Genomic DNA, 21,135 nt, shown 5'->3' on the forward strand with positions numbered 1-21,135 from the left:
TGGTGTTACGCCGCCAGCTTGAGCGCTTGCGAGAAGTCCGCGATCAGGTCGTCGATATCCTCGATGCCTGCCGAAAGGCGCAGCATGCCGTCGGAGATGCCCATTGCCTTGCGCGTCTCTGCGCCGGCTTCGAAAAAGATCGTCGGCGCGACGGGAATGATGAGCGTGCGCGTGTCGCCGAGACCGGTCGCCTTGATCGGCAGTTCGAGCGCGTTCACGACGTCGATCATGCGCTCCGCGTTGAGCAATTCGAACGAGAGCAGCCACGACGCGCCTTTGAACAGCTTTTGCGCGACCTCGTATTGCGGATGGCTCTGCAAGCCCGGATAGAACACCTTGCCGATGGCGTCGTGGCCTTCGAGAAACTGCGCGAGTGCGAGCGCATTGTCGCTGCTTTGCTTCACGCGCAGGGCAAGCGTTTCCGCGCCCTGCGCGATGGAATGCGCCTGCTCGGACGACAACGACGCGCCCATGTCGCGCAGGCCTTTTTTGCGGATCTGCAGGAGCCCCTGATCCCTGGCTGCCGAGCGCCGATAGTCGTCGGCGATATTCGGATACGCGCTCCAGTCGAACAGGCCCGTGTCCGTCACCGCGCCGCCGAGCGCGGCGCCGTGGCCCGCGATGGTCTTCGTCAACGAGTTGATGACGAGGCTCGCGCCAACCGCCTTCGGCTGGAACAGGGCGGGCGAGGTGATCGTGTTGTCGACCACATAGACGATGCCGCGCTCGCGGCACAGTGCGCCGATGCCTTCCAGGTCGGGAATCTGCGTGCCCGGATTCGCGATGGTTTCGACGAACACCATGCGCGTATTCGGCTGGATGGCGGCTTTCACGTTCGCCGCGTCGCTGGCGTCGACGGTCGTGACTTCCACGCCGAGCATGCGCAGCGTGCCGAACAGGCTGTTGGTGTTGCCGAACACGTAGCGGCTCGACACGAGATGATCGCCCGCGCGCAGCAGCGTGAGGAAGGTTGCCGTGATCGCGGCCATGCCGGTGCTGAAGCAGACCGTGCCGGTGCCGCCTTCCAGGCTCGTGATCTTGCGCTCTAGCGCGGCCGTCGTGGGCGTGCCCTGGCGCGCGTAGTTGAAGCCGCCTTTCTTCGTGCCCTGAAACACGCCGATCAGGTCCTCGACGCGCTCGAAACCGTATTGCACGGACGTATGAATCGGCTGGCGCACGCCGCCGTGCTCGGTGCCCGCGATTCTGTCGCCGTGAACGATGCCAGTGGTGAAGCCTTGCTTGCTCATCCTTACTCCGTTTCTCAAGTCGATTGCGTTTGGCACATTATCGCCTGTAACGCGTGTTGCGGGCATCGGGCATGCACCGCGCCCATATTCCCCAGGCGCGCCGCTGCGCTAACGCAGTTCGGACTCCGACGGTTCCAGCACGCTGCGCAGCTTGCCGAGCAGCCAGTTGACCAGCGCATTGTTGTGCCGGTAGTGATTCCATGTGGGAATCTGGCGGGCGCCCAGAATGCGTTTGAACTCATAGGACGTGGCGCCCAGCTCGATTTCCTCGAAGCCTTCGCGAATGCCGAATTCGACCGTGCGAATGAACATGGCGAAATACAAGCCGTATTCGTGGCTCCTCGCGTAGTCGAGCCCGATATAGCGGTTGACCAGGTGCCGTCCTTTGCCGATCAACTGGGTGAAGCCAATCAACTCGTCGTCCAGAAAGTACAGCAGATAGTGGCTGAGGCTGCGGGTATTGGCGAAATACTCCGGCGTGAGCTTTTCGAACTTCAGCTCGGCTTTTTGCCAGGTGTTCAAATAGAGCGCGTGCACTTTGGCGACGAGGTGATCGGGCAGACCCGCACACTCTTCATAGCGCAGTGCGGCGGCTTTCTTCAGCTTGCGCTTGAGCAGGTTTCTGCGGTCGCTCTTCATGGCCTGGTAGTAGTCCGGGCCGATCGACAGCACGGGCACGGGCAGGCCTTTCGCCGCCACGAAGCCGCGCAGCGGCAAATCTTCGGCGAATCCTTTGTACGCGAGCAGGCTTCCTTTCTTCGCAAGCGCCGCACTGATGGCCGCAAGCGTCTCCTGCGAGACTTCGCCCTGGATGCGTCCGGCATCCACGGTTGGATGCCCGATGCAGGCCAGCTTGAAGCGGATCCAGCTCAAACTGTGCTTCAGCCAGCCGCTGGGAAGCAGGGTATTGAGGCGGAAATCCATCACGAAGTAGGGCGCCACGGTAACGAGCGCGCTGTCCCGGTACACGGCAAAATAACCGAAGCTGAAATCGTCCAGGCGTGCCGTCTGAAAGGCCTGGTAAAACTCCGCCCCCTCGGGTTCGTCGCGCAGAAACCCCTCTGGCGGAGCGGCCAGATCCTCGATGTGCAGCATGGGTTGCGGTCCCTCTTTCTGATTTGTTTGTTGACTGGAGTGCGCTTCGCCAACCACTTCTGTCGGGCACCGATTGTCGGTGATCTTCGCTTCGTTGTCGATTGGCGCTGCTGCACTCGCACAGGCGTCGCAGCTAGCGTCGATGCGCGTCACAACTGCGAATCGAGCAGGGCGGCCACGTGTTCGAGCAGTCTTTCGCGTAACGACCGGCGGCGCCACGCCTCGAGTGTGATGCGTTTCGCGAGGGTCACGTCGGCGTCGAAAATGGCCGTTTGCTGGCGCGCGAAATCGCGGTCGTAGATGTTGAGATTGGCCTCGTCGTTGAGCTTGAACGAGCGGCTGTCGAAATTGGTCGAGCCGACCGACACCAGATATTCGTCGACGACGATCAGCTTGCAGTGAAACATCGTCGGCTGATACTCGTACATCTCCACGCCCGCCGCGAGCAGGTCGCCCCAGCACGCGCGCGACGCTTCGCGCACCGTGTGGGTGTCGATGCGCTTGCCGGGCGTGATGATGCGCACTTTCACGCCGCGCTTCGCCGCCTCCACGATCGCGTTGATCGTCAGCTTGTCCGGCACGAAGTACGCCGTCGACAAGTGGATGGAGCGCGCCGCGGCGGTGATCGCCATGAGGTACATGAGCTCCATGTCGTCGCTGCCGCCCGAGGGCGAACTGCTGAACGTGTGTGCGAGGCCGTTGCCCGCATCGTCGATCTCGGGAAAATATTGCCAGCCGTGGAGCACATTGCCCGTGGACTTGACCCAGTTGTCCATGAAGACCGCCTGCATCTGCCCGACCGCTGGGCCTTCAACGCGAAAGTGCGTGTCGCGCCAGTGGTTTTCGTCCTGTGCGTGGCCGCTCCATTCGTCGGCGATGCCCACGCCGCCCGTAAAGCCGATGCGTCCGTCGATCACGAGCAGCTTGCGGTGCGTGCGGTCGTTCATGCGGCCGAGGCCGGTCCAGTGCGGCTTGTGATAGAGCACGAGCTGCGCGCCCGCTTCGCGCAGCATTCGTTGATAGCGCTTGTCCATCTTCGAGGAGCCGACCCAGTCGAGCAGCACATGCACGGCGACGCCCGCGCGCGAGCGCTCGGCCAGCACGCGCGCGATTTCCTCGCCGATCGCGCCGGACCAGTAAATGAAGGTCTCGAAGGTGATGGTGTGCTGCGCCGAGCGTATGCCCTCCAGCATCGACGGGAAGATCTCGTCGCCGTTCACGAGCACTTCGAAGCGGTTGCCTCCCACGACGGGCGGGCCCAGCAGCAGCCCCATCGAGCGGATGAACTGCGGGCTCTCGCTCGCGTAAAGCCGGGCGATTTTGTGCTCGATCTTCTTCTCGCCGCTCGTGAGGTTCGCGATCACGAGGATGACGACGAGCGTCACCGCGACCGTCACGAAAATGAGGGCAATCGTCGACATGCGTGAGCCTCGCCTGGCGGGTGGGAACGATGCCATGGTGGTAGCACATTGCATGCGCAAGCGGCGCCGGGGGGCTCAATCCGGCTCGGCGGCCCCGTCCATGTCGTCCAGATTCGCCTGCAATTTCGTCATCACGCGATGCGCGGCCTTGATCTCGTTGACGCTCAATCCGTCGGCGAGGCGGTTGACCCAAGGGGCCTGAAGACGCATGGCCGCTTCGAAGGCCTGACTGCCTTCGTCGGTCAAAACGACAAGCTGTGCGCGGCGATGGTGAGGGTTCGCCTCGAAGCGCACCAGACCGTCGGCTGCGAGGTCGTTCACGATCCGTTGTACGTTTTGCCGATTGGCCCCCAGATCCCGGGCGATCCAGGCCACCGGCTGCGGCCGCTCCGCGGCACGGATGGCGCCAAGCATTTGCCAGCGTGCGCTCGTGAGCCCGAGGCCCTCGACCAGGCGGTCCCCCGAGGTGAGCAGTCTGCTATTGAGCCGGAAGAGATCGAGCATGATGCTCGACAGGAGTTCGCCGGCCGGGGTTCTCGCAGGTTCGCGCATTTGTCACCCTATTTCTTAATTGACATCATCATGTCAATTTACTATAAATTGCCCATGAAGGGTTGACATCATGCTTCAGAACCAGGAGTAACCGTGCTGCAATTACGACCACTCGATTCTGCTTGCCCGATCGAACATCAACTTGCCATTGACGCCGAGCCCGTTGTGCTCGTGAATGTCTTCACGCTGGATCCAGCCGATGAGGCGAAGTTTCTCGAGGCTTGGCAGGAGGACGCTGCGTTCATGAAGCAGCAATCCGGCTTCATTTCAACGCAACTCCATCGCGGGCTCGGAGAGCGCGCGTCCTATATGAATTACGCGATCTGGGAATCCACGGCGCATTTTCGTGCGGCATTCTCGCACCCGGCGTTCCGGGCGAGCCTGGCCGCTTATCCTTCTTCGGTGATCGCGTCGCCGCATATCTTCCAGAAGGTTGCCGTGCAGGGAATTTGTGGGAGTTAGGCGGTGGCGCCGCGGCGAATGCGCTAGCGCCGGTTGCCCGCCGTGGCCGTTTTGCGGCAAAGAGCGGGCAAAGAGTGGACAAACAACCGCATGATCAATGCGTACCGGCGGACAGGACAGTCGAGATCACGCCGGATGCGCTGGCGACAAGCACGTAGTCGCCGGCGACGCCGACCCAATGGTAGCCGCGCGGGGGCGCTTTCAGACCATGCTGGTGCCAGTCGTCGACCACGAAAATCCGGTCGCGGTATTCGGACGGCAGGCGGTCGCCACGATGCCAGTCGCGATGCGGAATCGCACCTACGGGACGATTGGCTCTTTCGATCGACATGGGCGGCGGGTTACCGGGACGGTGTTCAGGCTGTGACGCGAACGCGGTCGTTGTCGCTGCAAGCAGGGCCGCAATGATGAAGAATGTCGTGACTTTCGCTTTCATGGTGAATGCTCCGAATAGCGTTCAAAAAAGGAAGTGAATTGCAATTCAATCGGGAGTCCGTATGAATTACGGGTGAGATTCACTTCCGTCGGATTTGCTGGCGCGATGCTCCTCTTCTGCCGCGCGGGTCGTCGTGCGCTTCTTGACGACGGAGTCGCCGTGCGGGGCGGTCGTCGGCGCTGGCAAGCGGGCCATGGCCATGAACGGCGCCATCATGAGGAGGCCTGCAATCGCGAACGTGGCGTTGAGTCGGTTGACATACGTATTCACGCTTTTCTCCCTGACAATTAAACAAAGGATTGCTAACTTATCGATGGATCGCATCGGGGCTCGACTGAAGCCTCTGGAAGACCGCTTCCGGATCCAAAGCTTACGGCAAGTTTACATTCCGTAAGATTTGCTTTCAAGCAATGGGAGCGAAGTTTTCGTGCGGCGTAACGCCCCACGAGGGCCTCACGAAAGCGTCGTGAAATTAGAGCGCGAACACGGCGGCGGTAGGCGCGTCGGTCGCATAGGGTGAAAACTGCGGGCGGAACTGCGGGCCAGCCTGCGTTGCACAAGCCAGCCGGGGGAGCAGCCTCAGAGCGCGAGCACGCGAGCCTCGATGCGCGCGAGGCGTTTGACGTGGCGCGGCGCGGGTACAAGATCGGCGCCGGAAAACAACACGGGCGCGCCGTGCTGGGCATCGAGCGCATTGCCCCCGCATTCATACGCAACGATCACCTGCTCGCCTACGGGCGTGTTGAAGAGTTCGTGCCACGAGAAAGTCACAAAGTAACCGTCATCGCCGACGGCGAGGAAGATCATGCGCTTGAAGTCGCCGTCCACGTCGTTGCGCAGTTCTGCCTCCATGAGCAGGTCCGTGAGGCGCACGCCGCGATAGGGCGCGACTGCCCGGATGAAGCGCTGCGTGGTGTAGCAGCGCAGATCGAACGCCGCGCACGTCACGGCCGGATAGCGCCGGAGCGCTTCGAGCGAAAGCGACATCGGACGCACGAGGGTGCCCGTGAGCTGGAGCGGGGCGCTTTGTCCTGCGGCGTCGTCGATTGGTGCGGGGGCGGTGGCGATATCCATGCATGAGTCTCCGGGCCGGTGTCTGCGCAATGAGCGTCGGTCTAGCGTTCGCTATAGTCTGGCGTATATTACGCTCGCGATCGACCTGAGTCAGCCCGGCCCGCAAGATGCCGGTCATGCCGCAGCGGTTATGGCCCCCAACGCGCGTGCGCGGCGTGCTCGTGAAGTCAGGCCGTGGCCGTCTGCCTGAGTTTGAACGCGGCCACGGTTTCCCGCAGCGCGTGCGCCTGCTCGGCCAGCGCATACGTTGCCGCGGATGCTTCTTCCACGAGCGCGGCGTTCTGCTGCGTGACTTCGTCCATTTGCGTGACGGCGATGTTCACCTGTTCGATGCCCGTCGACTGTTCGCGCGACGCTGTCGAGATATCTTGAACGGTGCCCGAAACCCGCCGCACGGCTTCGACGATCTCGTCGATGATGCTCCCGGCGTCGGCCACTTGCGTCGATCCGCTTTCGACGTGCTCTTTCGATTGTTCGACGAGCACCTTGATCTCGCGCGCCGCGCTCGCGCTGCGCTGCGCGAGCGTGCGGACTTCTCCCGCGACGACCGCGAAGCCGCGGCCTTGCTCGCCCGCGCGCGCCGCTTCGACGGCGGCGTTCAGCGCAAGAATGTTGGTCTGAAAGGCGATGCCGTCGATCAGTCCGATGATTTCGCCGACCTTGCTCGAGCTGGTTGCGATGGACTGCATCGTGCCGACCACGCCGCGCATCACCGTGCCGCCGCGCGCCGCGGTCTGCGCCGCCGTGCCCGCGAGCGAGCTGGCGTGCTCCGCGTTCTGGGCGTTCATGCGCACGATCGACGTGAGCTCTTCCATGCTCGCGGCGGTTTCTTCGAGCGACGCTGCCTGCTCTTCGGTGCGCGAGGACAGATTCTGGTTGCCCGAGGCGATCTGCGCGCTCGCGGTTGCCACGCCCTCGGCGTTGGCGCGGACCCCGCTCACCACGCGCGCGAGGCTCGCCTGCATCTTCGCAAGCGCCGTGAGCAGTTCAGCGGTTTCGTCGTCGCCATGCGCGTGCAGATCGGTCGACAGGTCACCGTTGGCGACCTCGCGGGCAAAGCCCACGGCGCGGCCCAGCGGGCGCGTGACCGTGCGGCTGAAGAACACGCCGCCCGCCAGCGCCAGCAGGAACGCGACCACCATGAGCACGGCGCTGACGATGGTGGCATGCGCTGCCTGCACCGCGGCCTGCGCGGCCACCTGCGCGTTGGTGGCGGCAATGATCTGCGCGGCGCGGTCGAGCAACTCGGCTGGCGCGCGATCGACGCCGGCGACCACGGTGTCGCCCGCCACGGGATCGGCACCCGCTGCCTTGAACGCCTCGAAGCCCTTGCGATACCCCCGGCCCATCGCCTCGTGCGCCGCCGCGAACTGTTCGACGAGCGTACGCGCTTCGCCTTCGGGCAGCTTCGTTTCGAGCGCGGCGGCGAGCTCGTTCACCTTGCGCTCGCGCTTTTGAAACGCGCTCCAGTAGCGATCGAGCTTTTGCGGGTCCTTGCCGCGCAGGAGCGTGTCCTTCCACTCCTGCACCTGCAGCTTGAACTCGACGAGCGTGGCGGACACCATGCGTTCGTTCGCGGCGGCGTCCTGCACGGTGCTGCGGTAGGTATCGATGGCCTGGTTGAGGGTGTGGATGCCGTAGAGCGCACCTGCCGACATGAGGGTGAGGGATGCGGCGAAAGCGAGGGGAATCTTGCGGCTGAGCTTCATAGGGTCGAATGGCTGAAAACGCAAGGCGCATTGCGCGCCGATCTTCCTATAACGGCGCGCGTCCGCTGTTCTTGAGCGTTGGCGCATTACGCAGTCTTTCGTCATACGGAAGCCGCAGCAAACCTGTTGCGCGTGCCGAAATGCAATGAAGTACGGAGTCCGTATTAACTGAATCGCCGCTGCCGCCCGAGGCGTCTTCGGTCTATGAATGACGGGCGCACGCTCCGCGCGATTCTTCTCGCTCGCGCTGGGACTTTGCCTTGCGCGGCGTTCGTGTCTGGCGATGAACTTGCCGTCGCGAGCCCGTGGAACAGGCGGCTCGCGACTGTTCCGACCGTTATGGCGAGCACCTCGGCGACTTCCTGCTTGCACAGGCCTTCCGCGCAGGCCAGAAGCAATACGACGCGTTGCGGTTCGGGCAGGCGTTCAACGGCGTCGATCATCGCTACACGGCTTTCACCAGGGCGTCCGCTCCATTGCGCGAGAGACCGCGTGTCCCGCTGCATATCCTTTAGCCACGTGGAGTAAACGAGCGAGAGCATCCAGGTCAACGCCGACATGCCAGGGGTCATGCGATACGCCTCATCGAGTCCGCGGACGCAGGCGCGGCGAACGATCTCTTCGGCATTGCGTGGGCTTCGGGACAAGCGGAAGGCAAACGACCAAAGCCGGGGAAGCATGTCGGGAAGGAGAGGGGAGAGATCGGCTGGCTTCATCGCTTTCGGAAAGCTGTGGCGATCGACGCAATCGCATTCGCATGATCGGGCATCGAGCACTCTACGAGCATCACGCTATCCGGTCCAATAAGTATGGGCTATTCGGTTCATATGAAGCGCCTATTTGATTAAAAATTAACAGATGGAGTGCCATTAATGATTAATTCTTTACGACTTTTTTGTTTATTTTTGTCTGACGCCGCGTGAGACAAGAATCGACACACTCGCTTTCCAGCAATCGTCCTCGGCTGGAATAGACCGACTCAGCTGGCTGTTGTAGGGGGAGACCGTGAGCACGCTGTCTTCTACGACTCCCCACGAAACTGCTGAGGCTGACTCAAATGAAATTTCTCGTTGCCGCAACGTCTGCGGCTGGACACATCAACCCATTGCTTGCCATTGCGCGAGTCCTCGTCGAAGAAGGGCATGAAGTCCTCGCGTTGACCGCCGACGCATTCAAAGACCGGTTCACAAAAAGCGGCGTGCGGCACAAAGCATTCTCCGGAAAACCGAACAGGGATCTTTCGAAGATATTCGAGTATTTCCCCGAACGGACCGACCTTGAGCCCGGTGCCGAATTATTGCTGTTCGACCTGAAAAAGGTGTTCATCGACGTCATTCCGGATCAGTTTCAGCAACTAACGCAGACGCTGCGCGAGTTTCCGGCAGACGTTGTCATCTGCGATCAGCTTTTCCTCGGCTCGTTTCCGCTGTTGGACCTTCCGCGCGAAAAGCGGCCAGCGGTCGTGCATTGCGCAATCAGTATTCTTTGGTCCGCCCGCGACGATCACGCACCGATGGGGCCCGGCCTTCCGCCCGCGCAATCGCAGGAGCAGGTAAGCGCCTATCGGCAGATCTTCGACGGATTGCAGGAATCGTTTTACGAACCCGTCGCGCGCTCGCTCAACGAAGTTCTGGCAAGCATTGGTGCGGCGCCTGTTGCGCAAACGGTGTTCGACGCGACGGTCCATCGGCCGGACCTCTACATACAGGCTACCGTGCCGGAGTTCGAATATCCGCGTGCAACGCTTCCCGGCACGGTGCGATTCGTCGGACGCCTGCCCGGCTCGGTCGAGACGCGGCTGCCGGAATGGGCGCGCGATATCGATCCGGCAAAAAAGGTCATTCTCGTGACACAAGGAACCGTGGCGAATTTCGACCTCGGCCAATTGGTCGGCCCAACGCTGACCGCGTTGAGCGGACGCGACGATCTTGTCGTGCTGGTCACCACCGGAGGCAAGCCGGCAACGGACATTCCCGCGCCGATTCCCGCCAACGCGTATGTCACGGAATTCTTGCCGTACGACGTGATCATGCCGTTCGTCGACGTACTCGTCACCAACGGGGGCTATGGAACGGTCAACCACGCCTTGAGCGAAGGCGTGCCGATCGTCGTGGCGGGTCTCACCGAAGACAAGGCGGAGATCGCTGCACGCGTCGCGTGGTCGGGTTGCGGCATCGATCTGAAATCCAACGCGCCTGATCCAGCGTCGCTGCGTGAGGCGATCGACGAGGTGTTGCAGACGTCCGGATATTCGGAGGCGGCGAAGACCCTGAAGTCCCGTTACGCCGCATTCGATACCAAAGCCGAGATCATCGCGCTGCTAACCACGGTGCAATAGCGCGCGAGCGAGCCGCCGGTTCTAGCCGCGCAGACGCGGATGTTTCACGGGCGCATTCCAGCCCAGCGCGTTGTACACCGCGTAGCGAGCAATGCCAAGGTATTCGTGGAGCGCGAAGTCGGCGATCGCGAAGTTGTACGAAAGCGGCAGCGGCGAGAAAACGGCGCGTAGATAGTCAGCGCGTATAGGAATGGCATCGACACCGAAATGCGAAAAATACAGGACGCTTCGCCGTAGGTGGATGCCTGACGACACCAGCAGTACCTCGTTTGCTTGGTATCGCTCGAGCAAGGCACTGGTGAATTGGGCGTTTTGCCATGTATTCATGCTGTCGGGTTCAACGAGCACATCGGCTGACTCGACACCGAGCCGGAGCAAGGCGCCTCGATATACCGATGCTTCTGACGCGCCATGATGGAGCGGATCGCCGCCGCTCACGACGACCTTGCAATTCGCCGCTGTGCTTCGGCAGTCGCGATAAAGCGCGGCGGATTCGACGATACGCGAATACGACAAAATCGGCGGCTCGATGAGGTCGGCACCGGGGACCTTTTCCGTGCCAGCGCCGAGAACGACGATGGCGTTACGTTTGCCCCATTGCATCACTGGATTCGTTACGTAGGCCGATTGCAGGTTCGTCAACAGCCAGGCAGGAACGGGTCCGCAGCCTACAGCCAGAAAGAGGGCGAATGCAGCGGCATAGATCGCTCCACTCGTGCGGCGCCATTTGAGTGCGGCGAAACAAATGGCAAAAACAATGGCGACGAGAAGGACGACGAACGTCATGCGTATCACCTGGTATCGAAACGGAATTGAAAATTGGACGGCGACATGGCCGCCGCGCAGTGCATCGCACAGAACAAGCCACGCAGGCCGTTTATTCCAGCTAGTTCTGGCAAATATGAATGCGTTGCGTTGCCTTTACTCGCTGACAATACTCTTCTAGAGTGCAACACATCCACTCAATGTAAAAGGATCGGAGGGCTAGCATGAGCAGCACACTCGATATGTCGAAGCAGGAACTCCTGGCGCTCGCCGAGCGCCGGCTCGAAAGCGGTGTCAGCGACGGCAGCTGGGATTTGCCGCAGAAACTGGCGCTGACGTGCCGCATTCTGTTTGATGGTGGACACGACTCGGGGCTTGCTGGGCAGATTACCGGCCGATCGGGCAACGGCGGCACGTACTACACCCAGCGGTTGGGTCTGGGCTTCGACGAGATCACACCGTCGAACCTGATCGAGGTGAACGAGGATCTCGAAGTCGTTGCGGGTGAGGGCATTCCCAATCCGGCAAACCGCTTTCACACGTGGATCTATCGCGCGCGTCCCGAGGTGAACTGCATCATCCACACCCATCCGCCTCATGTTTCCGCGCTTTCGATGCTCGAGGTGCCGCTGGATGTTTCGCATATGGACACGAGCCCGCTCTACGACGACTGCGCATTTCTCGAGAAATGGCCCGGCGTGCCGGTGGGCAACGAGGAGGGCGAAATTATCTCGGCGGCGCTTGGCGAGAAACGCGCAATCCTGCTCGCGCATCACGGCCAGCTCGTCGTCGGCAAGTCGGTGGAGGAGGCGTGCATGCTCGCACTGTTGATGGAAAAGGCCGCGCGGTTGCAACTGCTTGCAATGGCGGCGGGCACGATCCGTCGGCTGCCACCTGTGCTGGCGAGCGAGGCGCACGACTGGGTTTCTACGGAGAAGCGCGATCGCGTGACTTTTGCCTACTACGCGCGGCGCGCGCTGCGCGTGCATGGCGATTGCCTTGGCTAATGCAGGGCGCGCCGGCGAACTATAGATCGGCCTCCCCTTCAAACGCTTCGAAATGAAACTCGGCGATGAGAGGATCGGCAGCGGGGTCGGGAGCTGCCGTTGACGTACCGTTTCCGCCAGCCATGCATTTCGATGCAGTTGCGTCGCTTGCAAAGAAGACGATGCCCGTGATCACGCAGCCAGCCAGAATCCAGAAAAGCGGATACCAGTAGAAGAACGGCATGCCATCCCACATGGGATCGACCTGGTCCCAGGTTGGCACGGCGATGAGGGCCAGCCACGGCAAATACAAAAGGAAAAGCCAGTGTCGCGGTGATTTTGGATTGCCTTTCAATTGCGTAGCCCATGGAAAGTTGAAACCGTCGCGTCATGAGATGCGGCGATCTGTAGGGCATAACACGCAATCGATCAGGCATATTCCTGACACGAAGGGGTGAAAAAATTAATATGGCATACGAAATAATTATCCTTCTAACGTGACGAGATATGGCTGGGGCGAGAGGCGATGAAGCGACGGATGCAGTGACACCCAACTCCGCGTGCTTTCCAATGCCTCGATCTGACCGGTCTGCGAGTTGCGCCGGTACACAAGGCCGCTTTGGCCACTCAAGTCGATGGCTTTTACCACTTCGCCCGAGAAAAGCCGCACTCGCGTTCCCGCAGTCAGATACAAACCTGCTTCGACTGCGCAATCGTCGCCCAGGGAAATGCCGACTCCGGCGTTCGCGCCCAGCAAGCACCGTTTCCCGATCGTCACCTGATGTTTGCCGCCCCCAGACGTCGTGCCCATGATCGACACGCCGCCGCCTACGTCGGAGAGCTCGCCCACCAATGCGCCGAGACTGATGCGCCCCTCGACCATGCACGATCCGGTTGTCCCGGCATTGACGCCGATAAAGCCCTCTGCCGTCACCGTCGTGCCGCGCGCGAGGTGAGCGCCCAGCAGCACCCGGTCGGCATCGGCGATCCAGACGTCGTCGTGCATGACGTAGTCGATCATGCGCGGGACCTTGAAGGTGCCGCGAATCTCGAATGGAACGCCTTCGGCGCGACACGTGCGCAGAACGTCGAGCGCCTGGCCGGGCTCGCATGGGCCGAGCGTTGTCCACGTGACATCCGCCATGAGATCCAGGAAGCCGGTCAAATTGGCTTGCCTCGGCTGAATGAGGCGACGGCTGATCAGGTGCAAACGCAGATAAACATCGTGGATGTCCGCAGGCGGGGCCTCGAGGCTTGCTATCGTGGTCCTCACTGCAACTGTTCGCACTCCTCGACGCTCGTCTCGTTGACCGGCCAGCCTGGTCCATTTTCCCAGCGATTCGCCGATCCGCGCGCCGGTGAGTTCCGAACTGCCCGATGGCGCCGCATCGGCGCGCAGCGCGAGAAATGGATACCACGTGTCGAGGACCGTGTGATTGCTGGAGACGGTGGCGAGGCCGAATCCCTCTGCGCCGGTGTTCAGATAAAGCGGTGCCATTGGTGTGCTCGTGAAGTTGACCCGCTAACAAAACACCCGGCGTTTCGGTCGTATTCCAGCGTGGCTGGCCCGCACATGTATCCGTTTTTTTCTCGTTTGTGTCGGTGTGTATTCGCCGCCGGGCAACTCGCGTGCATTAACGCGCGGTTGATAGAATTGCGCAACGCGCAACCCCTCGATTTGAAGGAGCCAGTCTGAATGTCGACGAACACGGATACCGAACTTTTTCGCCTTCTCGCGAATAGCTATCGCCGCCTGCTAGGTGTTGCCCTCGTTCCCGATGGCATGAGCGACACAGAAGGCGCGGCCTGGCTCTACGAATGCGCGCCGTTTGGCTTGCTCGCGCACGGCACGCAGGCAGACCCCGTGTTCATGTACGGCAATCGCCGCGCACAAGCGATCTTCGGCTATGACTGGGCTGAAATCACGGCGCTGCCTTCGCGTCTTTCGGCGCAGGCGCCCGAGCGTAGCGAGCGCCAGGCCTTTCTCGACTCGGTTACCCGCGAAGGCTTCGTGAAAGACTATCGTGGCATCCGCATTACGAAGTCGGGGCAGCGCTTCTGGATCGAGCGCGCGACCGTATGGCAACTGATCGACGAAGCCGGTGTGCTGCACGGGCAGGCGGCGATGATTCCGCATGTCGCGCCTTGCTGACGCGTCCTTGGGATCGCGAAGCCCGTAATCATTTCGTATTCAGCGGACCCTTGCGGTTCGCTTGCGGCGCCGCCACGGCATAGCCCGCGAGAAATACATCGACCGCGCGGTTCACGACTTCCAGCAATTTCGCGCGCGAGGTTTTCACTTCATAACCGAGCGTCGCGATTTCGACCAGCTCTGCCTCGAGAAGCGCCAACAGATGGTGGGCCGCGACGCCTGCGTCGCAGGGCCGAATGGCGCCCGATTCGATCGCACTTGCCAGAAAGTCGCGCACGTGCATCAAGCCCCGTTTCGGCCCCGATTCGTACAAGGTCCGGCCCACGTCCGAGCGGTCGACCTCCTGAAAGCACAGGCGGCGTGTCGCGAGAAACGAGGGCTGCAGCACGGCCGTCAGGTAGTGGACCCCAAACGAAACGAGCGACTCGCCTAACGGCATATCGAGCGTTAGCTGACCGAACGCATGCCGAATCTCGGTTCCGGCGCGGCTCGTCATTGTTTCAGCAAATAACGCCTCTTTCGACTCGAAATAGCTGTAGAGCGTCGCCTTCGACGCGCCTGAGCGAGCGGCGATTTGCGTCATGGACGCCTGCTCGAATCCGACGTCCCTAAACACTTCCAGCGCGGCCTCGATGATCGATTGACGCTTTTCTTCGGTCTTCTTTCTCATGGGTCTCCCTTCCTCACTCGCTCTCCGGCTGGGCCGGCCAGTCACGGTTTGAAACATTCGTTGCCGGGCGATTCGATTGACAGCCACCAACCCTTCCATTATAAACCATACCGTTCAGTTTAGTTATGTGATCGGGAACATGGGATTTAGGGTTGGAAGGTGATGCAAAACGAGGCATCGCCTTTCTGAATCGCACGAGTTCAACCACTTAGCACTCCGAGTCAATTGCATCGCACCTCGCCACGTTCCGGCAACGCGATTCAATGCGCGACTCGATGGGATATATGCCACAACAGATTCATGCAAGAAATAGGTGGGGCAGCAAAAGCCGCCGCTTGGGCGCAATGCTTTTCTGCTCGGCCGCAATACTGACCGCAGGCTGTCAACGTCACGACGCCGCCATGCCCGCGAACTCCGTTGGCCACGCTAGCCAGAGCGTCGAAGTCGGCGTCAGGACGCTCGCACCGCAACGCATCGTGATGACGGCCGAGCTATCGGGCCGGCTTTCGTCGCTCAAGGTTTCGGATGTACGGCCGCAGATCGGCGGCATCGTGCAGAAGCGGTTCTTCGTCGAGGGTTCGGACGTGAAGGCCGGCCAGGTGCTCTACCAGATCGATCCCGCGACCTACCAGGCGACTTACGATCAGGCGCGCGGCACGCTTGCCAAGGCCGAGGCCACGCTCGCTTCCGCGGAGACGAAAGCCGACCGCTATGCACAGCTCGTGAAGATCAACGCAGTGAGCGCGCAGGACAACGACGACGCGATCGCGGCCGTTCGCGAGGACGAGGCCGATGTGATTGCGGACCGCGCATCGCTCGAGTCGGCGCGTATCAATCTCGGCTACACGCGGATCACGGCGCCCATTTCGGGCCGCATCGGCGCTTCGTCCGTGACCGAAGGCGCGCTCGTGACCTCGGAGCAGACCACCGCGCTCGCCTCCATTCAGGCCTACGACCAGATGTACCTCGACGTCACGCGCTCGAGCGCCGACTGGCTGCGCTTGCGCAAGGCATTTGCCTCGGGCCGGCTCAAGCGCTCGGGCACGGGCGCGGCTGTGCAGCTCGTGATGGAGGACGGCACGCCGTACGCACACGCGGGCGTGCTGCAGTTTTCGGGTATCACCGTCGACGCGACGACAGGCTCGGTCACGCTGCGCATGATTTTCCCGAACCCGGAGGGCGAGCTGCTGCCCGGCATGTTCGTGCGCGCGCAACTCGACGAAGGCGAAAGCACGAGCGCGCTGCTCGTTCCGCAGCTCGCGGTCACGCGCGCTTCGGACGGCGGCGCGAGCGTGTGGGTCGTCGATGCGACCGGACACGCGAAGCAGGTGTCGGTGCACGCGGACAGTGCCTACGCAGACCAGTGGATCGTCACGAGCGGACTGAAAGCCGGCGACCGCGTGATCGTGAGCGGGCTGCAGAAGGTGCAGGCCGGCGTGGCGGTTCACGTGGCCGCGGACGCCGCGGCGACGTCGTAAGGAGGGCGCATGGCAGGTTTCTTCATTCAGCGCCCGATCCTCGCGTGGGTCGTCGCGATCGTCATCATGCTGATCGGCGGCGCGGCGACCACTACGCTGCCGATCGAGCAATATCCGACCATCGCGCCGCCTTCGGTGCAGGTCACGGCGACCTATCCGGGCGCCTCCGCCGATACCGTTGCGAAGACCGTCACCCAGGTGATCGAGCAGAAGCTCTCCGGCATCGACAATCTGCTGTACATGTCGTCGACGAGCAGCGGTGCGGGGCAGGCGACCATCAACCTGACGTTCAAGCCCGGCACCAATCCGGACATCGCGCAGGTGCAGGTCCAGAACAAGGTGACTCAGGCCACCGCCTCCCTGCCGGAAACGGTGCAGGAGCAGGGCGTGCAGGTGGCAAAGGCGTCGAGCGACTTTCTGATGATCGTCGCGCTGTCGTCGCCGGGCGGCACGCTCAATTCGATCGACCTCGGCAATGTCATCGCGACGCAGATCGAGGACCCGCTCACGCAGATCAACGGCGTGGGCGACGTCACGCTCTTTGGCGCGCAGCATGCCATGCGGATCTGGCTCGATCCCGTGAAGCTGCGCAGTTTCGGCGTCACCGCGTCCGATGTGACGACCGCAGTCACCAACCAGAACGTGCAGCTCTCCGTCGGCGAACTTGGCGGCGCGCCTGCTACGGACTCCCAGGCGATCAACGCGACGATCTCCGCGTCTAGCCTGTTGACCACGCCTGAGCAGTTCGGCGACATTCTCCTGCGCGTGAATAGCGACGGCTCGAAGGTGCTTCTCAAAGACGTCGCGCGCGTCGAGGTGGGCGGCGATTCGTACGATACGTCGTCACGGCTCGACGGCAAGCCGGCCTCCGCGCTGGCTGTCAAGCTCTCGACGGGGGCGAACGCCATGGCGGTTGCAAAGGCCGTGCGTGCGAAGCTCGTGGAGTTGCAGCCACAATTGCCGAAGGACGTGGCGATTGCGTACCCGTACGACTCCACGCCGTTCGTGAAGATCTCGATCGAGGAGGTCATGAAGACGCTCTTCGAAGCGGTGATCCTCGTGTTCCTCGTGATGTACCTGTTCCTGCAGAACCTGCGTGCGACGCTGATTCCGACCATCGTCGTACCGGTCGCGCTGCTCGGCACGCTGGGCGTGATGTCGGTGATCGGCTTCTCGATCAACGTGCTTTCGATGTTCGCCATGGTGCTCGCAATCGGCCTGCTCGTGGACGACGCGATCGTCGTCGTCGAGAACGTCGAGCGGATCATGGCCGAAGAAAAGCTCGACGCGAAGGCGGCAACGAAGAAGGCGATGAACCAGATCACCGGCGCGCTCGTGGGCGTGACGACCGTGCTGACCGCCGTCTTCATCCCCATGGCCTTCTTTTCCGGCTCGACGGGGGCGATCTATCGCCAGTTCTCGGTCACGATCGTTTCGGCGATGGTGCTCTCGGTGCTGCTCGCCATGACGCTCACGCCCGCGCTCTGTGCGAGCTTGCTGAGCCCGTCGGCGGTTGAACACGCGCAGAGCCGCGGCTTGCTCGGCGCGTTCAATCGCCTCTTCACGAAGGGCAACGCGCGCTATAGCGCGACGCTTACGCGCGTGGTGGCCAAGCCCGCGCGCTGGATGCTCGGCTATGCGCTCATTGCGGGCGTGGTCGGCATTCTGTACGTGACGCTGCCTTCATCGTATCTGCCGGAAGAGGACCAGGGTTCGATCATGGTGTCGATTTCGGCGCCGGTCGGCACGCCTTCTTCGAAGACGCTGAAAACCGTGGCAGCCGTCGAGCAGTATTTCCTCAAGCAGCCCGCGGTGACGCACGTGATGGCCGTGAACGGATTCAGCTTCAACGGGCAAGGGCAGAATAACGCGCTCGCGTTCGTGCAGTTGAAGGACTGGAGCCTGCGCGGGTCGAACGATAGCGCGCAGGCGGTGATCAATCGCGCGAACGCGGCCTTCGCGGGCAATCGCGATGCGCAGATCTTCGTGATGAACGAGCCCGCGATTCATGGGCTCGGCACCCAAAGCGGCCTCGACTTCGAGATCGAGGACCGCGCGGGTCAGGGGCACGACAAGCTGATGAAGGCGCGCAACCAGTTCATGGCGCTGGCCGCGAAGGATCCATCGCTTGCGATGACGCGTCCGGCAGGCCTCGAAGATACGCCGCAACTCTACGTCGATATCGACCGGGAGAAGGCGAGTGCGCTCGGGCTGTCGATCGCCGATGTCGACACGACGCTTTCCACTGCGTTCGGTTCGGCGTACGTGAACAACTACATCGATACGGGGCGAATCCAGAAGGTTTACGTGCAGGCGGATGCGCCGTACCGGATGATGCCGGACGACATCGGGCAGTGGTATGTGCGTGCGGATTCGTCGTCGTCGAGTACTTCGTCATCCTCAAGTTCGTCGTCCAGTTCAAGCTCTACGTCTTCCACGACGACCTCGGGCTACGACAGCCAGATGGTGCCGTTCTCCGCGTTCGCCACCACGCGCTGGACGTTCGGACCGCCGCAGATCGAACGCTACAACCGTGAACTGGCCGCGCAAATGAGCGCGCAGCCCGCGCCGGGTGTCAGCACCGGCCAGGCGATGACCGCCGTCGAGAATCTCGCGAAGCAGTTACCCGCCGGATTCGGCATCGAATGGACGGGCCAGTCGTTTCAGGAAGTGCTCGCCGGCTCACAGGCCACCTACCTCTACGCCATTTCGCTAATCGTGGTGTTCCTTTGCCTTGCGGGGTTGTACGAAAGCTGGTCCGTGCCGCTCGCGGTCATTCTCGTGGTGCCGATCGGCGTGCTTGGCGCGCTGCTGGGTGCGCATATGCGCGGACTGTCGAACGACGTCTACTTCAAGGTCGGCCTGCTGACGACCATCGGCCTTGCGACGAAGAACGCGATCCTGATCGTCGAATTCGCGAAGGACCTCCAGGCACAGGGCCGCGGGCTCGTCGAGGCCACGCTCGAAGCGGCGCACCAGCGTTTGCGGCCAATCCTGATGACGTCGCTGGCTTTCGTGTTCGGCGTGCTGCCGCTCGTGATCTCCACCGGTGCGGGCTCGGCCGCGCGCCATGCGATCGGAACCGGTGTGGCCGGCGGGATGATCGCGGCGACGGCGCTCGCCATCTTCTTCGTGCCCGTGTTCTTCATCGTGGTGCGCCGGCTGTTCAACGAGCATGGCGCTGAAGGCGATGCAGCACAGCCCGAAAAGGACAACGAATGAAATTGAAGCTTCTGGCTGCACTTTGTGCTGTTGCATTGAGTGCGTGTTCTCTCGACCCGGTTTATCAACGGCCCGCGTCGCCAGTCGATAGCGCGTGGCCTACGGGCGCCGCGTACGAGGCGACAGCAACGGCGGCCACGCCCCCGGCGCCATCCAGGGCACCGAACGCGGCCGACGTCGGCTGGCACGATTACTTCAAGGACGCGCGCCTGCAGGAGCTGATCGCGCTCGCGCTCGACCACAATCGCGACCTGCGCGTCGCGGCGCTTCAGGTGGCCGAATACGAGGCGCAGTACCGCATCACGCGCGCGGAACTGGCGCCGACGATCGATGCCGGCGGCTCGCTCACGAACACGCGCACCGATGGCGCGGTGAGTCACACGAACACCGTGTCGGTTGGTACGACGTCGTGGGAAATCGACTTCTTCGGGCGCATTCGGAGCCTGAAGCGCCAGGCGCTGGAAAGCTATCTGTCGACGCAGGCCTCGCGCACCAGCACCCAGCTTTCGCTCGTGGCAGATGTGGCGAGCGACTATCTGCAATGGCTCTCCGACGAGACCTTGCTGAAGGTCTCCACCGACACCGCCACAGCCAACCAGAGCACCTACGATCTCACGGTGAGCATGATGAAGATCGGCAGTGCGTCGCTTCAGGACGTGCGCGAGGCGCAGACGTCGCTGGCAAGCGCGCGAGCGAGTGTGGCGTCGTACACGCGAGCGGTCGCGCAGGACCGCAACAATCTGATCGCCGAAATTGGCTGCCCGCTGCCGGACGACTTTGGCACGGGGCCCACGCTGCTGGAGAGCGACGCCATGTTCGCCGATGTCGATGCGGGCATCCCGTCCGATTTGCTCGCCCGCCGCCCCGATATCGTCGAGGCGGAGCATACGCTGAAGGCGGCGAACGCGAATATCGGCGCCGCGCGCGCGGCGTTCTTTCCCAAGATCGAACTGACGGCGAGCGCGGGAACCGCCAGCACGAGCCTCTCGCAATTGTTCAAGGCGAGCACGGGCGCGTGGACCTTCGCGCCCACGATCACGATGCCGATCTTCGATTACGGCAGCAACAAGGCGTCGCTCGACGTGGCGAAGATCGAGAAGGATATCGACGTGGCTGACTACGAAAAGGCGATCCAGACGGCGTTCAAGGAAGTGTCGAACGCACTGGCGGGGCGCGCGACCTATGTCGATCAGGTCGAGGCGGACCGCGATTACGTGAAATCGGCGCAGGATTACTACGATCTTGCGCAGGCGCGCTACAAGACCGGCACCGACAGCTTCCTGACCGTGCTGACCGCGCAACGCACGCTCTACACCGCGCAGGAGCAGCTCGTCACCGACGAACTGGCGAAGCTGTCGAATCAGGTCACGCTGTACAAGGTGCTGGGCGGCGGCTGGTCCGCAACGAGCGTGCGAGAGCCAGCCGCCGCAAGCGAGCCGGCGCGTTCCTGAAGAATGCGGTCCGAAATGCGCTCACAGCGGGTGACCCGCTAGAATTGCAGGTGCCGGCGCCACGTTTTGGCGCCGGC

The 21,135-nt window shown here is 62.3% G+C and carries 20 protein-coding genes; 7 read left to right on the plus strand and 13 right to left on the minus strand.

Annotated features, from left to right (window positions below):
- Positions 1–5: 5 nt before the first annotated feature.
- The 4 genes from VSR72_RS03040 to VSR72_RS03055 all read right to left on the minus strand — a co-directional run bounded on the left by VSR72_RS03040 (position 6) and on the right by VSR72_RS03055 (position 4,267).
- The gene (locus VSR72_RS03040; protein ID WP_342950917.1) at positions 6–1,247 is read right to left on the minus strand and encodes a cystathionine gamma-synthase family protein; all 1,242 of its coding nucleotides are present in this window, start codon (positions 1,245–1,247) and stop codon (positions 6–8) included.
- Between the two features lie 108 nt (positions 1,248–1,355).
- Positions 1,356–2,495, minus strand: coding sequence for a GNAT family N-acetyltransferase (locus tag VSR72_RS03045; RefSeq protein WP_342950918.1), 1,140 nt, complete (start codon positions 2,493–2,495; stop codon positions 1,356–1,358).
- Complete coding sequence (gene cls, locus VSR72_RS03050) at positions 2,492–3,763, minus strand: cardiolipin synthase (RefSeq protein WP_342950919.1); 1,272 nt, start codon at positions 3,761–3,763, stop codon at positions 2,492–2,494. Before cls ends, VSR72_RS03045 begins: the two co-directional genes overlap by 4 nt.
- Positions 3,764–3,838: 75 nt before the next feature.
- On the minus strand, positions 3,839–4,267 hold the full coding sequence (locus VSR72_RS03055) for a MarR family winged helix-turn-helix transcriptional regulator (protein WP_342950920.1): 429 nt from the start codon (positions 4,265–4,267) through the stop codon (positions 3,839–3,841).
- A 141-nt stretch (positions 4,268–4,408) separates the two neighbouring features.
- Here VSR72_RS03055 and VSR72_RS03060 point away from each other — a divergent pair, with 141 nt between their 5' ends.
- Positions 4,409–4,777, plus strand: a complete 369-nt coding sequence (locus VSR72_RS03060) for an antibiotic biosynthesis monooxygenase family protein (protein ID WP_342950921.1) — start codon at positions 4,409–4,411, stop codon at positions 4,775–4,777.
- A 94-nt stretch (positions 4,778–4,871) separates the two neighbouring features.
- Here the strand turns inward: VSR72_RS03060 and VSR72_RS03065 are convergent, their stop codons facing one another.
- The 5 genes from VSR72_RS03065 to VSR72_RS03085 form a co-directional block, all read right to left on the minus strand.
- A complete protein-coding gene (locus VSR72_RS03065) occupies positions 4,872–5,213 on the minus strand; it encodes an RcnB family protein (protein ID WP_342950922.1) in 342 nt (113 codons plus the stop codon).
- 66 nt (positions 5,214–5,279) lie between these two features.
- Positions 5,280–5,483 (minus strand): hypothetical protein, encoded by a 204-nt coding sequence (locus VSR72_RS03070; protein ID WP_342950923.1) that lies wholly within the window; start codon positions 5,481–5,483, stop codon positions 5,280–5,282.
- Between the two features lie 309 nt (positions 5,484–5,792).
- The gene (locus VSR72_RS03075; RefSeq protein ID WP_342950924.1) at positions 5,793–6,287 is read right to left on the minus strand and encodes a molybdopterin-dependent oxidoreductase; all 495 of its coding nucleotides are present in this window, start codon (positions 6,285–6,287) and stop codon (positions 5,793–5,795) included.
- Between the two features lie 167 nt (positions 6,288–6,454).
- Positions 6,455–7,996, minus strand: coding sequence for a methyl-accepting chemotaxis protein (locus tag VSR72_RS03080; protein WP_342950925.1), 1,542 nt, complete (start codon positions 7,994–7,996; stop codon positions 6,455–6,457).
- A 164-nt stretch (positions 7,997–8,160) separates the two neighbouring features.
- Positions 8,161–8,712 carry an RNA polymerase sigma factor gene (locus VSR72_RS03085; protein WP_342950926.1) on the minus strand — a complete coding sequence of 184 codons (552 nt, stop codon included), beginning with the start codon at positions 8,710–8,712 and terminating at the stop codon, positions 8,161–8,163.
- A 341-nt stretch (positions 8,713–9,053) separates the two neighbouring features.
- On the opposite strand from VSR72_RS03085, the gene VSR72_RS03090 reads away from it, so the two are divergent.
- Positions 9,054–10,334, plus strand: a complete 1,281-nt coding sequence (locus VSR72_RS03090) for a glycosyltransferase (protein WP_342950927.1) — start codon at positions 9,054–9,056, stop codon at positions 10,332–10,334.
- 21 nt (positions 10,335–10,355) lie between these two features.
- On the opposite strand, the gene VSR72_RS03095 is transcribed toward VSR72_RS03090, so the two are convergent.
- Positions 10,356–11,120, minus strand: a complete 765-nt coding sequence (locus VSR72_RS03095; protein ID WP_342950928.1) for a YdcF family protein — start codon at positions 11,118–11,120, stop codon at positions 10,356–10,358.
- Positions 11,121–11,323: 203 nt separating this feature from the next.
- On the opposite strand from VSR72_RS03095, the gene VSR72_RS03100 reads away from it, so the two are divergent.
- Entirely contained in the window at positions 11,324–12,106 is a 783-nt protein-coding gene (locus VSR72_RS03100; protein WP_342950929.1) for an aldolase, read from the plus strand.
- 19 nt (positions 12,107–12,125) lie between these two features.
- Here the strand turns inward: VSR72_RS03100 and VSR72_RS03105 are convergent, their stop codons facing one another.
- Entirely contained in the window at positions 12,126–12,440 is a 315-nt protein-coding gene (locus tag VSR72_RS03105) for a DUF3311 domain-containing protein (protein ID WP_342950930.1), read from the minus strand.
- Positions 12,441–12,569: 129 nt separating this feature from the next.
- Positions 12,570–13,583: a DapH/DapD/GlmU-related protein gene (locus tag VSR72_RS03110; RefSeq protein ID WP_342950931.1), complete on the minus strand. Its 1,014-nt coding sequence runs from the start codon at positions 13,581–13,583 to the stop codon at positions 12,570–12,572.
- 198 nt (positions 13,584–13,781) lie between these two features.
- Here VSR72_RS03110 and VSR72_RS03115 point away from each other — a divergent pair, with 198 nt between their 5' ends.
- On the plus strand, positions 13,782–14,237 hold the full coding sequence (locus VSR72_RS03115; protein ID WP_342950932.1) for an MEKHLA domain-containing protein: 456 nt from the start codon (positions 13,782–13,784) through the stop codon (positions 14,235–14,237).
- A gap of 28 nt (positions 14,238–14,265) precedes the next feature.
- Here the strand turns inward: VSR72_RS03115 and VSR72_RS03120 are convergent, their stop codons facing one another.
- Positions 14,266–14,907 (minus strand): TetR/AcrR family transcriptional regulator, encoded by a 642-nt coding sequence (locus VSR72_RS03120; RefSeq protein WP_342951010.1) that lies wholly within the window; start codon positions 14,905–14,907, stop codon positions 14,266–14,268.
- Positions 14,908–15,182: 275 nt separating this feature from the next.
- Here VSR72_RS03120 and VSR72_RS03125 point away from each other — a divergent pair, with 275 nt between their 5' ends.
- Genes VSR72_RS03125 through VSR72_RS03135 form a run of 3 tightly spaced genes read left to right on the plus strand, consistent with a single transcriptional unit; the run spans position 15,183 to position 21,058 of the window.
- Positions 15,183–16,385: an efflux RND transporter periplasmic adaptor subunit gene (locus tag VSR72_RS03125; protein WP_342951011.1), complete on the plus strand. Its 1,203-nt coding sequence runs from the start codon at positions 15,183–15,185 to the stop codon at positions 16,383–16,385.
- A 9-nt stretch (positions 16,386–16,394) separates the two neighbouring features.
- A complete protein-coding gene (locus tag VSR72_RS03130) occupies positions 16,395–19,607 on the plus strand; it encodes an efflux RND transporter permease subunit (protein ID WP_342950933.1) in 3,213 nt (1,070 codons plus the stop codon).
- Positions 19,604–21,058, plus strand: a complete 1,455-nt coding sequence (locus VSR72_RS03135) for an efflux transporter outer membrane subunit (protein ID WP_342950934.1) — start codon at positions 19,604–19,606, stop codon at positions 21,056–21,058. Before VSR72_RS03130 ends, VSR72_RS03135 begins: the two co-directional genes overlap by 4 nt.
- Positions 21,059–21,135: the final 77 nt, after the last annotated feature.

The organism is Paraburkholderia sp. JHI869, assembly GCF_038900775.1.
Lineage (GTDB): Bacteria > Pseudomonadota > Gammaproteobacteria > Burkholderiales > Burkholderiaceae > Paraburkholderia.

Coding starts and splice junctions, on each gene's coding strand:
- VSR72_RS03075 (WP_342950924.1), bottom strand. CDS start 6,287: ATGGATATCGCCACCGCCCCCGCACCAATCGACGACGCCGCAGGACAA.
- VSR72_RS03085 (WP_342950926.1), bottom strand. CDS start 8,712: ATGAAGCCAGCCGATCTCTCCCCTCTCCTTCCCGACATGCTTCCCCGG.
- VSR72_RS03100 (WP_342950929.1), top strand. CDS start 11,324: ATGAGCAGCACACTCGATATGTCGAAGCAGGAACTCCTGGCGCTCGCC.
- VSR72_RS03055 (WP_342950920.1), bottom strand. CDS start 4,267: ATGCTCGATCTCTTCCGGCTCAATAGCAGACTGCTCACCTCGGGGGAC.
- VSR72_RS03120 (WP_342951010.1), bottom strand. CDS start 14,907: ATGAGAAAGAAGACCGAAGAAAAGCGTCAATCGATCATCGAGGCCGCG.
- VSR72_RS03080 (WP_342950925.1), bottom strand. CDS start 7,996: ATGAAGCTCAGCCGCAAGATTCCCCTCGCTTTCGCCGCATCCCTCACC.
- VSR72_RS03095 (WP_342950928.1), bottom strand. CDS start 11,120: ATGACGTTCGTCGTCCTTCTCGTCGCCATTGTTTTTGCCATTTGTTTC.
- VSR72_RS03110 (WP_342950931.1), bottom strand. CDS start 13,583: ATGGCACCGCTTTATCTGAACACCGGCGCAGAGGGATTCGGCCTCGCC.
- VSR72_RS03115 (WP_342950932.1), top strand. CDS start 13,782: ATGTCGACGAACACGGATACCGAACTTTTTCGCCTTCTCGCGAATAGC.
- cls (WP_342950919.1), bottom strand. CDS start 3,763: ATGTCGACGATTGCCCTCATTTTCGTGACGGTCGCGGTGACGCTCGTC.
- VSR72_RS03135 (WP_342950934.1), top strand. CDS start 19,604: ATGAAATTGAAGCTTCTGGCTGCACTTTGTGCTGTTGCATTGAGTGCG.
- VSR72_RS03065 (WP_342950922.1), bottom strand. CDS start 5,213: ATGAAAGCGAAAGTCACGACATTCTTCATCATTGCGGCCCTGCTTGCA.
- VSR72_RS03130 (WP_342950933.1), top strand. CDS start 16,395: ATGGCAGGTTTCTTCATTCAGCGCCCGATCCTCGCGTGGGTCGTCGCG.
- VSR72_RS03125 (WP_342951011.1), top strand. CDS start 15,183: ATGGGATATATGCCACAACAGATTCATGCAAGAAATAGGTGGGGCAGC.
- VSR72_RS03090 (WP_342950927.1), top strand. CDS start 9,054: ATGAAATTTCTCGTTGCCGCAACGTCTGCGGCTGGACACATCAACCCA.
- VSR72_RS03040 (WP_342950917.1), bottom strand. CDS start 1,247: ATGAGCAAGCAAGGCTTCACCACTGGCATCGTTCACGGCGACAGAATC.